This window comes from Maribacter algicola, assembly GCF_003933245.1.
GTDB classification, from domain to species: Bacteria; Bacteroidota; Bacteroidia; order Flavobacteriales; family Flavobacteriaceae; genus Maribacter; species Maribacter algicola.
In genome coordinates, this window is record NZ_QUSX01000001.1 from 1,293,018 (window position 1) to 1,310,236 (window position 17,219).

Annotated in this window: 2 protein-coding genes; both read right to left on the bottom strand. The window is 43.9% G+C overall.

Annotation, left to right across the window (positions count from 1 at the left end):
• Positions 1-3: 3 nt before the first annotated feature.
• Positions 4-14,562 (bottom strand): T9SS type B sorting domain-containing protein, encoded by a 14,559-nt coding sequence (locus DZC72_RS05480; protein ID WP_125221853.1) that lies wholly within the window; start codon positions 14,560-14,562, stop codon positions 4-6.
• 428 nt (positions 14,563-14,990) lie between these two features.
• Positions 14,991-17,213, bottom strand: a complete 2,223-nt coding sequence (locus tag DZC72_RS05485; protein WP_125221854.1) for a PorP/SprF family type IX secretion system membrane protein — start codon at positions 17,211-17,213, stop codon at positions 14,991-14,993.
• Between the last annotated feature and the right edge of the window lie 6 nt (positions 17,214-17,219).

Genomic DNA, 17,219 nt, shown 5'->3' on the forward strand with positions numbered 1-17,219 from the left:
GTTTTATCTATATAAAGTGAAATGGCCAACAAATTCCCTACTATCTTCCTCCCCGTTCAATTGAATGACGTACCAGTAATCTCCGGTTGGTAATTCCTTGCCTTCGTATCTTCCATCCCATCCCTTGGCATCATGGGCCTGTCTGGAAACCACTCTACCATAACGGTCATAAATCTTTATTAGTATATCCGGGAATTGCTGAATATTTTTTGGAATCCAGAAGTCGTTTTCACCATCACCATCCGGAGTAAAGAAGTTAGGAATATCGACGTCAATGAATTCCATGAAGATGCTGGCAATCATCTCACATCCGTTTTGGTCCACTACCCTAACCTCGTACGTATCCGTCCTCATAATGTAGAACGTATTGTCGTTTCCATTGTCAACACCATCAAAATAATAGGTGTATTCTGGACTACCTCCCTCGGCAATTGCCGTTATCTCGTTTAGGCTTCGTTGTTCAAGTAGCAGGGTCAAAGGTTCAAAACTTTCAATGGTGAAGTCTACCGTAACCAAACAGCCATTTGAATGCGCAATGGTGATATAGTGGTTTCCTGGAGCAATGTTCCTAAAGTCTGGGTTGAGTTGCAGCGCAGAAGCATCCGTACTATCCAATGCGTACATCACATCCCCAATGAGGCTTTCATCCTCCAAGGTGATGTTCACGTAATTGTCCGGAAGGTCTCCCGTACACACATAAACAGGTTCAACCGTGGCGTTAAGATTCACACCTGGTTCTATATCCACGACCACATTGGTCTCACAGCCATTGGCATCCCTAACGAAAATCAAATAGTTGCCGGCGGCCATATCCGTAAAGTCGATTCTACCCTGAACAAAATCCGCATCGTCATTTGAATTCAGTGCGGTGCTATATGGAGCTGTACCTCCTGTTATGCTGAGAGATATAGCTCCATCCTGACTGTCCACGCAAATTTCTGGAGTAGCGGTAGCATTCACCATTAACATAGATGGTTCAGTAATCGTATACTCCAAATACTCGAAACAACCATTTTGATCTTGGGCTATCACTATGTAATCTCCTGGTTCCAAATCTGTAAACGTATTTACGGTGTCGAACTGGTTCAAGTTGGGGGAAATCGCGTATTGATATCCACCGGAACCGCCAGAAAGCGTAACTGTAATACTACCGTTTCCTTCTCCTTCACAGGTTACATTGACTACCTCATCAACATAGGTCAATGGAACAGGTTCCGTAATGATAACCTCCTCTGGCAACGTGGTACAATCCTCACTTGTCACAGAGACATAATACGTGCCTGCAGGCAGATTTCTAAATTCGCCAATGGATGTTGGACCGGCAATTCTTGAGGCAACGCTTAAGGAAGCATCGGTAAACAACTCGAACTGATAGTTGCCAAGCCCTCCAAAAGCATCGGCATAGATAATGGCTGTACTTTCGCCCGTACAATTGATATAGGCAGCAGATTGGTCCACCAACAGCACCAATGGGTCGATCATGTCTTCCGTAATTGCATTCGATTGAACTGCATCACAACCATTAACAGCGTCCCTTACAAAGTACTGGTAGGTGCCCGCTCCTAGTGTTCCGGTTGCAGGTAATCCCATTGGATTGCTTGTCATTGGCATAAATGTGATACCGTCCGCACTGTACTCGTAGCTTCCACTTCCTCCTGTAGCGGTAAGTTCAAACTCCGCACCGGTAGCACAGGTCAATGGATCGGTCCGTATCAATTGAGCTCTTACCGGAGTAGGTTCTATGATTTCTACCGTGTTGGTAGTCACGTCACATTCCCAGCCATCAGTAACCGTTATACTATAGATGCCTGTTCCCAAATCGTTGAAATTAGGGCTTAGTTGCGACGCCGTAGAGAAAAGAATCGTCGTTCCGTCCGCATCAATATAGTTCAAGATATATTCATAAGAACCGCTTCCTCCGGCAACCGTTATATTTGCGGTAACCGTAGCGCCCATATCGCCATAACATGCCAAATTGGTCACTAATGGAGTGGCGTTTGCAACTATGGGTGTCGCGGGGTCAAGTACCACCGCATCCGTATAAACACAACCTGCTTGGTCCGTTACCGTAATGTCATAGGTACCCGCGGAAAGACCGTTGAACACATTTGCATACACATTGTTTTCAGTAAACGTATTGGTTCCATTGGTGATGGAAATGGTATATGGTCCAAACCCACCTTCTGGAACTACACGAATTTCGCCCCTATCGTTGGTACAAGTTGGCTGGGATAGAACGTCCACAACGGCCGTCAGTGCCATATCCGGAGAAGCTATGGTGACCATATTGGTATCTTCGGAACAGAAAGGAACATCCGTTTCCGTAATTGTGACGTAATAATTGCCACCGGAAAGACCTCCAACAACCCTAGGGTTGACGGACGTATCCGTACTCACCACTCCGCCAACAGGGTTACCTGCAGCATCGAATATTTGATAATTGTAATTCCCTGTGTACCCTGTGATGTTTATTTCCAATTCACCATTGGAATCTCCAAAACATGTAACCGGAGTAACTGCAGTGGCTGTAGCCCTAATGAAGTCATACGGTTCTACATTGTAGGCGGGCGTATCAAAATAACATCCTGTGTCCACATCGGTTACCCTAAATGTGTATGAACCCGTTGTCAATAGATCAAAAGTAGCCGTGGTGGCCGTAAACCCTGTTTGTACTGCATTTGTATTTCCTATAGGCAATAACTCGTACATATAATTATGTGCCAAACCATTGTCCGAAACCGTAATGGTAACCGTTTCATCATTTGTACACGTGATGTCCACATCTGTAGAAACCAATGCCGTAAATCTATTGATTGGCTGAATGGTGACGATATCCGTTGCGATACATCCATTGGCATCCCTAACATAGACCGTGATATTTTGCACCGTACCGTTGTCAGCGATATTGAACGTATTGGCAGATTGGTAGGTTACATTATCCAAACTATATAGATAAGGTGCAGTTCCCGATGGGCCGATTGGTGGTGTCACTCCATTATCGACGGTTACCGTAACAACGGCCGTATTGATGCTGTTATCCGGAGCGCAATCAAAAGTTGTAGCCGTCGCACTTACCATCAAGGAGTCGGGTTCCGAAATACTTTCGCTCTTTCTGTCGTCACAACCCAGGCCGGAAATCACCCTTACCTGATAATCCCCAGCGGCCAAATTACCGAATATTGGGCTGGTCTGTGGACCGGCGATCGGGTTTACCAAGTCGGAAATGTCGTATAACTCGTAAAGATAATCTGGGTTTCCATCCGTAGCCGGATTTAAAATTGCCGTAATACTACCATCGCTTCCCCCCGCACAACTTACATCCACAATTGTGGCATCCAATAATACTGGTAAAATTGGAGCCTCCAACGCTTGTGAAATGGTCTTTTCACAAATTGGGTTGCTTGTGTCCAAGTCACGAACTAGGAAATTGTAATTACCTACCTGAACAAGGTTCGCAAAAATCCCCGTTGTGTTCGTAATGGTTGTTGTACCATCTGGATAAGTGATCGTGAATTCAAGGTTTGAAGAGCTTCCGGTAACATTTACCGTGATTTCACCACCAGGATTTACGGTACAATCGATTACCTTGTCCACTGTAGTGGTCAAATTCATTTCCTCGTACAATAAAACGGCCGGTGTTATTGCGGTACATCCCCACTGATCCGTAACGGTTACCTCATAACTGCCAGCTCCCAGTCCGGAGAAAATTGGTGTATTCTGGGGAGCACGGAAATTGGAACCGTTCAATAAGAGTTGATACGTATAGTTGGAGCCCTGACCTCCTACGGCCAAAACTTCAATCTCTCCTTGCAAATTGGTACAGTTTTCCTGATTTACCTGCAAACTGGCAGTTATAGGAGTTGGATCTACCAACACAATAGTGTTATCGATCAATTGCTCACAACCTTGGGCATCCCTTACCCAAGCTTGGTATGTTCCTGCGGATAGACCTCCTAAAGAAGGAGAGGCCAAATAGTCCGATGGGGCACTTGGAGCTGCGATACCAATGTAATAGGTATAACCTCCCCATCCACCAGTAACATTTATGATTTCTATGATGCCATCATTACCTGGAACACACGTAATTTCGGTGATATCGATAGCCCCAGTAATCGCAGCAGGTGGTCCTGCAATTGTAAACGCCTCCGTATTTTCGCAGAAAGGGTTATTGTCCTGCGAAATGGATACATAATAACTTCCAGCCGGTAAATTGATGTCGGCCATTGGGCCGTTGGTGGCCTCATTGCCAGTTACCACGGAAATATCGTCGGCAGTATTGGCCAAGGTTCCGTTGGTATCGTAAACTGTCCAAGTAAAGCCTCCTGGATAAGTTGCATCAACCAATTCAAAGTTGACCGCACCTGTAGATGTTCCATAACAAACCACATCGCTTGTCTTGGCAACGTTAATTGTAAAAGTATTAGGTTCCAACAAGGTTTCAGATGCAGAGATGATACATCCTGTATCTATATGTCTCGCCAAAATGGTATACGGTCCAGCCGCCAAACCTGGGAAGACATTGGATACTTGATAGTTCGAACCATTATCGATACTAAATTCGAATCTCGAAGGGTCCCCTAACGTAGACACTACGCTCATGGTCAATTCCCCGTCGTTTCCTGGGTTACATGTAACCGTATTGGTAATACTGGCCGATGCGGATATCAATTCGTCAAACGGAGCGATAACCGCTGTCGTTGAGCCTAAACAGCCGTTGCTGTCATACACATTGATAGTATAGCTTCCCCCGGCAAAATCGGTTTCAGTATATACGGGATTCGTTCCCGATTGAACAACCACCGGAGCCTCTACGGGTACCGTGTTGGGGTCGTCCTCTTCTATAAACTCATACCTCACGTAGGTTCCTGAACCTCCTGTAATTGCAGGGGTATCTATGGTAATCGTTGCATTGTTTTCGTTGTTTCCAATCGTACAGGCAAAATCTACCACTGTTGCATTCACATTGGCGATGATTTCTGGCTGTGTAATTACTTGGGTAACATCCATAAAACAGCCGTTTGCCGCTGTAACCCTTATGGTATAGGTGATTCCCGGAGCAATCAAACCTTCTAGCCCTTGGAACGTGGCCCTTGTAGCCGTACTGGTCGTTGGAGCAATAGGGAAAGTGGCACTGCTTCCAGGACCTGAAATTATCTCATAGGAATAAGGTCCGGTACCTACATCCGTACTTGTTACCGTGATGGTCCCGTCATCGGCACCGTTACAGGTAACATCGGTAAAACTGGAAACACTAATGTTTGGCGTTACCGCTGGCGAAACATTTACTACAATGCTGCCCAAACAATTGGGTATGGCCGTACTGGTGTCATATACCGTTACAGTATAGCTACCATCAATGCTGGCACCTGTCCATGTGATACTTGAACCGCCCATTGCTGCTCTAGCTTGGTCCACTGCACCGGGCCCGTCAATCTCATAATCGTAGGAACCTGATCCTGCAGTAACATTAATGGTAATTTCGGCATTGTTGGCAGGAGCTACCTCACAATCCAATAAGGTGGTTAAACTAGCATTAAATTGTAATGGGGGTTGAATATCAAATGTTTCAGTAACTGAACATCCGTTCAAATCCCTAACCTCAATTTCTTGGGCCAATCCAGAGTTAAGTCCCGACACCAAATATTGGTTGCTGCCATCAAACGTAAAGTTTTGGAAGGCATTTCCGTTCACTCGAATTTGGAACGGTGCCGAAGCGACCAATGGATTATCCAGAGTAACCAATACTTGGAACGTTCCCTCGTCCACACATTCATCCACTAGGGACAAACTAATGATTGGGCTTGGGTCTTCCAGTACCGTAATCGGCCTTTGGAAAATACATCCATAGGCATCCTTAACGTAGACTATGTAATCACCGGCCTCCACATTCGCTGAAGTGGCACTTACCCAACCTGCATCACCGGCCAAAGGTGCAGGAGCCGAATCCAGTAAATATTGATATTCATACGGAGCCGTTCCGTTTCGTCCCGCAGCGGTAATGATGCCCGCATTGAGATTACAGTTGTCGTTTTGTGGAGAGGCAACATCCAAATCCAGCGCAAAGGCGGATTCCCGTATCGTAAAAGTACCTCCATCCACGGAACAACCATTGTTAGGTCCACCCACCTCCGTGAGCAACAAATAGTACTCACCAGGAGGCAAGGTTGCAAAATTGCTTACCGTTACGGAACCAGGTGGGTTTACACTGGATGTACCCATATACCCGGTAGTTACATTGGATTGCCTGTTGAAAACTTCATATTGTACATCGGTTGCAGCAACATCATACCCGGAAAAGGTAAAGGAGATATTACCGTCCGCAGATCCTGTACAACTTACATTATTAACAGCGTCAAGCGTAGCCACCATGGATGATGGCGTGTTGATGGGTGCAGCGGCCTCCTCAAAATAATAACAATTGGTAGTTAAATCGAACACCACAAAAGTATACGTAATGCCAGGTGTAAGTCCGGTAAACGTTGAAGTAAAGCCTCCAAGAACATCCGGAGCCTGATAGCTGCTCGAATACGGAGCAGCATACGTTTCCAAAATAGCAAACTCATAATTTCCACTTCCTACGGCAGCACCTACAGACACTACTGCAGTTCCCCCTACCAAACAATCTACAGTGGCCGTAGATACATCAATATCCAGGTCATTGGGTGGTGATGCAATGATTTCGGTTGTATAGGAAGCACAACCGTTGGCGTCTACTACATCAATTTGATAAATACCGAATTCCAATACCGTAAAAGTATGGTCTCTTGTACCCGGTGTTGTGATATGGGTTTGTGTAGGAATCCCATTGTTTCCAGTTAAAATATAGGTATACTCGGCAGTTCCGCCTGAAACCCCAGAAATGGAAATTTCACCGGGATTCGTTGTCCCCAATCCAGCATCACAGGTAATTGGCACGTCTGAGGTAGTATAAACAATAGGGCTAGGTTCAGAAATGGTTACCGGAAATGGTGCGGAAACACAACCTTTACTGTCCGTAATGGTCACCTCATAATTGCCCGCTGGTAAACCTGTGGTCTGGGTTCCATAATTGGTAGGGCCAGAAGTTTCCACTACATTGACTACATAAGGAGGTACACCCACGGAAGTATCTATTTGAACATCCAAGGAGCCCGTGCTTTCACCATTACATAGTATATCCGTTGGAACTACATTGGCAATTACGGGGGTTTGGGCTTCCGTAATCGTAATAGGATTGGTTACCACCACACAATTTACGGGCGTAGAGGTATCCGTGACCCTAAATACAAAGGTTCCAAATAGGTTGGTCGTGAATACGTTCCCAACAAAATTCGTATTTGCATAGGTAGTTCCCCCATCATTGGACCATTCATATGCGTATGTTCCTGAACCTCCGTTGGCATTTATCGTGACGGATGCATCCATCAAACACGTTAAATCGTTCGTTAGGACCGCATTCGCGGTTAATTGGGGGTTTATCGTTACCGTTTGGGTATTGGGTGCCAAAGGACATCCTAGGGCATCCCTTACTTCAATATCATAAGAGCCTGCGGAAAGATTACTAAAGGTAAAGGTTGTAGCCGTTGTTGGTGTTGGAGCCAACCAAGGGCCGCCGTTTATCCTAAACTGATATCCTCCATTTCCACTGGAAACATTCACGACAATTTCACCATCATTATTTCCACTGTAACAGGTTGTGGGTTCTGCCGTAAACACGATTGGGTCCGTTGGGTTTATGGTGAGCGGGGCATCGATTACATCCTCGCAATTGTTTATATCACGCACACGCACCAAATAATCGCCTGGGATAAGTCCGCTGAAAGTGGTATTGCTGCCATTGGTGGCAAAATCAAAACCTGCAATAATGCCTCCGACACCATCTTCCAGTTGATAGCTGTAGTTGGGGGTGCCACCTATAGCCGATGCAATGATAACTCCTCCATCTGTACATGTCGCCTGACTATTGATCGATGCCGAAGCTACTACAGGAGTAGGTTCGTTGATCGTTTGGTTCAATGTAACCGTACAACCTGCAATTGGGTTATCAACGTCCCTAATTGAAATTGTATAGTTACCTGCGGAAAGACCGGAAATAGTTTGTGGGGCCGTTGTGGTACTTCCTAAAATTGTGATAAAATTATCCAAACTATATTCAAAACCTCCAGCACCAAAATTATCGACATCAAAAGTAATGGAACCATTATTGTCACCATTACACGTAACATCCATAGCAGATACGATGCTGGCTTCGAAGGCATTTCCTGGCTCAACGGTTACATCAATAGTTACCGTTTGAGGACATTGTTCTGGAAGTTGAGTAGCAATTATATTATCGATAACAACGTCGTTTCCTGCCGTCGCAGTTCCAATAGTTCTTATTACAATGTCAAGATTGGTCTCTGCACCCGGGTTCAAAGTTATATTGTAATTTTCCCATATATCAGGATCCGTACTCTTGGGAATATTACCGGTAGGAATGCTTGCTATGACCGTACCCGATGAGTTTACCAGTTGAACATCAAGATTGGCATCTGCTCCAGTAGAACCTACAAACTTGAGGTTGAAAACATCAATTGAAATGGTGATGTCCCTGTTTGGAATCACTTCTATTCCCCTTTTTGCATAAACGATGCCGTTGACACCGGCTACACCACCAATATTAATGGCAAGGTATCTTCCATTTGGGTTGCCAGACTGTTCGTTGGGGACCAACCATGTGTAAGGGTTTACGATTGTGTTTGCAACTGAATATTCCCCATCCTGTATATGTGTATCCGTACCAAAACTTGGACAACTACTAGGGCTTCCATCTTGGGGTTCATAACAGAATAAGGGGTCAATTTCCGTAATGCTGGTTGGTGCACCAACTCCAAAATCCTCGCGCAACAAAACACTTGGAGAAGGAGCCGCATTGCTTATATAATCGACAGAAATCGTATGTGTGCCGACTGGAACATTGTTAAATATATTGGAATCTGCAGGTGTGTTAGGAGTCCCATTCAAGCTGTACGTGTAATCCAAACTTGGATCATCCGTTCCTATGGTTACGATACCCGTTCCATCACAGGAATAATCCACCGTTGGGGTCAAGGTAACATTGGGAGGTGTTGGTGCCGGATCAATTGTTACGGACATTGGGTAGGTACAACCATTGGCATCTTGCACGTATAGGGTATGCGTACCTGCCAATAAATAATCTATGGCATTGGCCCCGTAGGACAATCCGCCGTCAAAACTGTAGGTATATGGTGCCGTTCCTCCTAGTACATTGGTAATCCGCACCTCAGCACCGGCACTTGGATTACATTCAATCAGCTGGGTAACCGCAGCGGATGCTGACAAGGTAAAAGGTTCCGTAATCGAGTATAACTGACTTACCTCACAATTGTTTGCATCCCGTACCCGAACCGTGTAATTCCCCGTGCCCAGGTTGTTAAAGATGTTGGTTGTTTGATAGGTTGCACCGTTATTTATACTATATCTATACGGAGCTTCCCCACCACTTGCCAAAATTGTTATGGTTGCTTGGTTTTCCCCACTACAAAGAATAGGGGTGTTGGACACTGAAATGGCCAAGGGTGCATCCTGAACAATGTTGATGTCATACCTAGCTTCACAGTATCCTGCATTTCCGTTGTTATCCCTTACATAGACATCGTAGTCTCCTGAAGCACTTACGGTAAAAGGATTAGTCGTTGAGAAATCGCCTGCAGTTGGTGATACACCATCGGCAACAACAGCGTATACATAATTTCCGTCTCCACCGGCTGCAGTAATATCAATATCAGTATCCGTGGCACATGCGGTAATATTGCCAGCACTGGCAATAAGGCTAAGTTCAGGGTTAATTGTAATGGCTTGTGTATCTGTACAGCTATTTCCGTCCCTAACATTGATGGTATAGGTTCCAGGAGCAAGGCCTGTAAACACATTTGATGTGCTATAACCACCTCCATTTATATTATATTCAAAATTACCATCGCCTCCGGAGGTAACATTGGCCGTTATCGTCAATCCAACCGCATCGTCATAACAGAAATCATTGGGCGTTATTACCAGTACCGGAGCGGTTGCCGGGTTTATATCAAAAGTAAAGGGTACCGTACAATTGTTGGCATCCGTAACGGTGCCCGTATAGGTGCCTCCCTGTGTTAGATTGTTAAATGAGCCATTGGTATTGGTGCCAAATACCGAAGTGTCAGGATTTAAAAGGGTATATTCATAACTTCCCCATCCTCCAGTGGAAGATATGATAACACTTCCGTCATCCAAACATGTTGGCTGGGTAACATTGGGCGTTGCAACGGTAAGCGCCGTAGGAGGTCCTTCTAAAGTATATATTGTACTGTAGTTACAAGTAGTGTCCGTATCTACAATATCTAAGGTGTAATCGCCCGCGCCTAAATTTGGCAAGCTAATGATTGCCTGTACGCCACCTGTTGCAACCGTTCCAGAAGGACCGGTAACTGTATAGGTGAAATTTTGTCCGGTTTGATAATTAACGTTGAACTGTACCGTTCCATCGGTCGCACCAAAACAGGAAACAGGAGTTACCGTGATACCGCTCATGGTAATGGGTACAATAGGTGCTATGGTATGGTTTTCTTCATAAAAACAGCCATCGGCATCCGTTACCCTAATAGTATACGTGTCCGGAGCCAAACCGTTAAAGTCGGCCGTGTTTCCAGAAGTGGCATCCGGCGCAATAAAAGAAGGGGCAACTATCTGGAAGGTCAATGGAGCCTTTCCCCCTACCGAGGTAACCTGTAAATCAACCGTGCCAGATGGACAGGTTATTTGAGATTCCACAACCGACAAATCTGTTGGAGGATCCGTTGGGTCTAGTGTTACAGGAGCGGTAGCCAATACACATCCGGCGGCATCCCTTACTGTTATTGTATATGTTCCCGCTGTCAAGTTTTCGAACCTGTGGGCATTGGGTGTCGAATCCGGAATGAAATTTATTCCATCGATACTATAGCTATAGGGTGCCGTTCCACCGGATACATTCTGGGCCTCTATAATTCCATCCAGTAAACAACTATAGTCTTGTACAAGTGCCGATTCCGCATATAAAGCATTTGCGGGACCACTTATCGTATGGTAGTATGGATAGTTACAATCCGCACTTCCTTTACGCATATTGACAACAATGGTATAGTCGCCTGGCATCAGGTTTCCAAAATAGCCCGAAGCATTGGCGGCAATCGCATCATTAATGTCAAAATTATCGTTGATTACGTCAATTTGTGGAATATCGAAATCAAAAAGATAATATGTAAGTTGGTAGCCATTATCGTCCAAAAGATTCATCTGTATGGATCCCGAAGCATCGCCAAAACAGGCTTGGTCTTCAATGGTAGCACCTGAAAACTCAGCTGCCGGTCTAAATTCTATAGTCACCGTATTAGAAAACGCAAAGCAGTTGTTACGGTCCACTACCACGAACGTATAATTGCCCGGATTGTAGATATCAAAGATTTGGCTAGACTGGAATTCGGTCGCTGGAATATCCTGTGGTGTTGGGTAGGAGGTAACCATAGTACCTATTTCGTCCTCAAAGGACCAAATAGCATATCTATGGGGCGTTTGGCCCCCAGTGGAGCTCATGAGAATATTTCCTTCCCTACAGGTGATGTGTTGCGAGACCCGAGCCTCTATTTCTAAATCATTACCATCAACCAAAGTTACCTGCTCTGAATGGGTACAACCGTCTTGGGTACGAGCAATAACAATATAGTTTCCTGCATTCAGGCCAGAGAACGTAAAATCATTATCCGTTTGTGCGGTTTCGTCATCAATCAAGGTCCCTTGACCTCCGTTAGAACCATCGTCCAAACGAAGTTCATATTCGTAATTGGGTTCTGCATTGTTAATTTGAATGTTGATGCTTCCCAGTGAGATACAATTGGGGTCCGTATGGGATACATCAAAAGTTACGTCCCTGTCCAAAACCCCAATGACCGGGGTTCTAAAAATACAGGCATTATCAATAGGGTCACCATTCAAGTCCAACTGGGTAACCTCAACTACATAGCTTCCGTTTTCGCCCGCGTTAAAATCAAAACTAGGCCCATTATTGGCACTGAAAGGTATCACTACAGTATCCGTGTCGTCATTTACCAATTGGTAACCATACCCATTTCCTAGATTGGTAATCGTAATGTTTCCCGGATTGGCACAAATAATGTCTTCCTTAGTATACTGAATATCCAAGTTGTTTCTGAATACATTGAAGTAGAAACGGCTAGTACAGCCATTTTGATAAGTTACAGATAAGCGGAATTGCCCTTCTGTGTTCGCCGTATACGTATTGCCCGTTGCCACTTGGTTCCAAGTACAGGTCAAGGCTCTGTTAGCACAGTCGTCGCCCGATGGACTGCAGCTCCCTTCATCCAGCTGTTCCCAAACAATGGATTGTGCATCAATAATGTTTATTTGTAGCTCCTTTGTGTCCGCAGCGCCACAAAGAAATAATTTGGGTAACATGGCATTGTCCACACTGCACTGCACAACTTCACCAGGGATGTCGTTATAAGGGTCCGTATCATTGTTTACGGCATTCATGAGCTCAATGATTGGATTGGGTATCAACCCGGCCCCATAGGGAGTTACCGTAATGATTTCCTTAAAACCCTTACATGGATCAGCCACAATCTTATCCACAATATAGGTGCCCACTTGGGTGACCATTATAGTACTTGGATCATTATCTGGGTCACCGTCCGTGATTACGGTATCCGTGGCATCAAATAGATTGTTGCCATTATCGTCCCTAACCCAAACGTACTCGTCAAAATTATCACCGGCATCTAGGATTGCAGAGCTACCGCAGAGTTCTACGGTACGTTGAAAATTACAATCGGAAAGGTCGTCCAATAAAAAGTTGGTGGCCCCGGGTACCACAAAACCACAAGCATTGAAGTCCGTTACACTGGGGTCATCTGTAACCATAGCGGTATTTTCAACTCCTTGATACGAGGAGTAGGCCAAATTCTGAATCAAATCCGAACATGCATCAATAAAATCGAAACAGTTTTCTGCAACCTGAACCCGCATTCTAATAGAATATTCAGGTCCATCCTCTTCTACCAGATTATTTGGAATCGAAAAAATAACTTCTCTTGAAGCAGCTGTATATACGTAAGTTACCCCTGGAGGTAACGCAAAATCAGATGGTATAAAGTCTGTTCTGCCGTCAGGCGGAGAAACATTTATTGGTAGGACATCTCGAATGGTATAATTGTCCGCATCATCATTCCCAATATTTTGAAAGGATAGTACATAATCCAAAACTTGGCCCAAATTAACTCCCTGACCGGTAATGTCCACACCGCCAGGAGTGTTAACCCGTTTTTCCAAAACAATATTTGGAGCTATAATTTCTATATCGAACGACGTAAAAAAGATATCATATTTGTCCTGAGAGGAACTTGCCCTCAATACGGCACTAGTGGCATCGTTTGGAATGACATTGTTGAATTGATTGTTTATCTCAAAAAGATCTATGTCCCAACCCAAGGTATTGATACTATTGGGGGTTCTATCTGAAACCAATGCATCGTAACGAGTAATATTTGAGTTGAAAAAGTTTGTAGCTGGGTTTAATGTATTGGATAAAGGTGTAAAGACGCCACCACCAAAGGCATCGATAGCCAATCCATCGCCTGATATTCTATTATCCCCTTCCAAAGCAGCCACACCAATTTTGGCATTTACCGGAAAAGGGGCCGGCAGACTGGTAAATCCGCTAATAGGGATATCCACGGTCTGACCCGATGCAATTCCTGCATATCCATCAAAGGTCGTGATATATCTACTACCGGGAAGATTAGGGTTTTCATACACGACTACCAACTTCCAACCACCGGAAATACCACCAGAAATATTACTTCCAGAACTTGCCCTAATGTTTGCCACAGTATATTCTCCGTTTGGGTCCGGTAAGGCCGTAAGAATACTCGTTACGTCCGTATAGGCAGCATATGGGCTATAATATCCAAAGTCTGCATCACCATTCCCATCGAACAGAATTTCATCGGCGGTAATGTCTTGGTAAGCACCACCCGGTACCCTAAACCTAATCTGATCAATGTTACTACGATCTGGATTTACATATACGGCGGACCAATACAAACCTGCATATCTTATTAAGGAACATGCAGGGTCTGGAACCGTTAAAATTGCACTACTTGAGCTGAACGTACTTGGGTCACTGTCCACGTCAATGTATTGCATGTCCAAATTATCATTGTACTGAGAGGCGGTCCCGGTCAAATTGTAAGGGTCGTTTGGAGAGGTCGCGGGAATTGTAACCGTTACCTGTCTCCATCGCCCATTGATAAATTGCCATTCCTGTCTTGTTTCCTCTTGTGTGCGTCTATTGACAATATTGTTGCCAGCAAACGTTAGTTCGCCCCTAATATCCGCGGAATACCTTACATCAAAATTGTTCTTTACCTGAGAAAACGTTGAAAAAGTTCCGATTCCCAAAAAAATCAAAAACAGGGAAATCTTCAAAAAAGAGGTTTTCAACTGAAAATTTGGAATGGTAACTCCAAAAAATGTCGTTTGTTTGGTCATAGATCTATGTTCTAAAAGCTTTCCGTAGTGACTTTAACTCAAATCACGTCGGAATACGCCAATAACAAAGATTGCCTATACTGGTAAGGTTTGAAATTTAATGTTGTAGTCTGGTTACTACTTGTTGTGAAATAAGGTTTGTTGATGGTGACCTTTGGTCAACTTGGCCCTTTTTTTGAGCAAACCAGGATTTTTATATGGTATGGTTCAATAAAATATTATGAAGAAACTCTACGTATTATTGATGTTTTCAAAGATTTACCGATAGAATGTTCAGGGTATTTTTAAAACAAATTTTTTGGAAGACCTAATAGCTACCATCCATTTAAAACCTCATTTGATTTAATTCCTTCGAGCGCCTAAAAAGGCGTTAATGAAAAAACCAAGGAGATATTTCCTTGGTTCAATTTAAAATAATCGATTTCTAATTATGCCATTTGCCCAGGGGTTACCCTCATAATCCACATTTTTTCATCATAAGCGTCGTTCAACCTAGAATAATAGGAAATTAGGGCGTTTGTCCAGGAATCATGTCTTTTTAAGTAAACATACCTCCAATTGTTCTCTGGGTTTATGAAATAACTGGCACTAAGCCCATAGGAGTTTAAAAGGGCTACAAACCTATTGGCGTTTTTAGGGTTGGCAAATACATTTGCTATAATATAGTACCCAGATCCAATTCCATCAATTTCGTAATTTTCAGGTGTCGTACTATTCGATGCCAACTTATCCTGTTGTACAACATTTTTACGAAGTACATCCATGTCATATTTGGAGGATTTCTCCTTAAGCTTGTTTACGTTGTTTACATAAGCTTCATTGGTGTATCGATTCTCAACGTTCATGATCCAAGTCTTACCTTCATAGGCTCCGTTGAAATTTGAATCGTGGGCAGCCACCGCTTCCTCAAACGTTTCATATCGTTCCAAATACACATATTTTAATCCGTTGTTGGGGTTGTCAATATAATCCGCATTAATTCCCTTGGCCTCCAAAGAATTTAAAAACTTGTCCATATATTGACCACCTTTATAGACGTTGGCCACTACGTAGTATCCATCGGTAACATTGGGGAGGTCATTGAACTTTCTGCTTTTCACCCCTTCCTGTACCGTGGACTTCTCCTGTTCTTGATTTACAGGGTTCCTTTTGGGTGGCGTATAGGCCAATACATCTCTTTTGGATTCCTCCTTGATTGTTTCCTGTTTAGGTCGGTTCGTTGTGGACACCTCGGTATTCGCTATGGCATTGGATGTACTTTTCTCTTCTAATGAATTGTTGCTTCGTGTCGCTTCATCAATGCCTTTTGAAGTGGGATTTACATTGGTGGCCAAGGCATCTTGAACCGATGAATTCCGATTGGTATTTACCAGTTCTTCAACTTCCCTTTCCTTTGTATTTTGTGCCGATGCCAGCTTTACATCAGAATTGTCGCCTCTGAAAATTTCTTCGGCCCTGCGTTCCAAATCGGGACGTTCTCCATTGGTTTCGTTCCTAACCATTTTCATGACCATATTGAACCTTCGTTCCAGGTCTGCCTGTCTATTGGCCTCCAAGGAATCCTGCCGAAACATCAACTCTTCAATAATGGCATCATTTTCAGCCAATTTCCTTTTCAATTCTTCAATTTCGTCATTCGTAGCAATGTTCTCCGGTTCTAAATCATTATTAACCAAATCGTCTTCAGAATCATCTTCCAACATAACCCTGTCCTCGGTCAGGTTTGGTGTGAAGGAATAGGCAAAGGAGATTTCATGTGTAAGGCCAAAATTATCGAAGTTGTTGGATAAGCCTTTTTCCATGGTATATCCCAAAGAAATCCGTTGGTTCAGATTGAAACCTACCCCGGCAGCAGCTCCATAAAAACTATCATAACCACCTTGAATCCAACCGATTTTGGGAAGGTCCAAAATTAAACTACCGCCTAAGGTAATATTGTCTTCTTCCCCATCCATACGAACCCTTGCCAAAGGCATCAAACGCCCAGCCTCCAAAATCCCGGATGTGTTTTTAAACTGATGGGTATATTGTAAGTGTCCGGAATATGTTTTTTGACTAAAATCCGTAAGGGATTCACTTGTTTTTAAATTATAATCAAACAGGTTTTCCGCAAAGGCACCTATGTCAAAATTACCATAGGAAAGGTTAAATCCTGGCTGAAAAGATAACAGGTTCTGGTCTTGGAATCCGGCCAAAAATGGATCTTCCTCTACCGTAGTGGCCCTGCCTTCATCAAAACCACTGTTGTAATAGGACAAGTTGGCCCCAAAAGTGAAGTTACTTTTATCGCTCAGTTTTACTCCGTAGGCGTAGTTTGCCAAGACACCATAATTACTTAAAGCCCCCAAACGCTGGGTATACAAACTTAACCCCAAACCGGTACGGTCGCTGATCCTACCACTATAACTCAAGAAATAGTTTTGGTTGTTATCATCAAATTGTACCGATTGGTTCCTATGCAATAAATTGATGTACGATTTGTCTTCCCGTACCGTAGAAAATGTTGGGTTTATCAAAAACCGATTGTATTTCAACAAGTTTTGGGAAGGTACCTCGTACCCAAAATAAGGATTGTCTTCCTGCGCTTGGGCCTTAGAAAACCCAAGGGCAAGAAGTACAAATAATAGTAGTATACGTGTTTTAGGTAGCATGTTTGG

Bases quoted from the DNA above. Each gene is read 5' to 3' on its own strand.
- DZC72_RS05485 (WP_125221854.1), bottom strand. From the start codon at position 17,213: ATGCTACCTAAAACACGTATACTACTATTATTTGTACTTCTTGCCCTT.
- DZC72_RS05480 (WP_125221853.1), bottom strand. From the start codon at position 14,562: ATGACCAAACAAACGACATTTTTTGGAGTTACCATTCCAAATTTTCAG.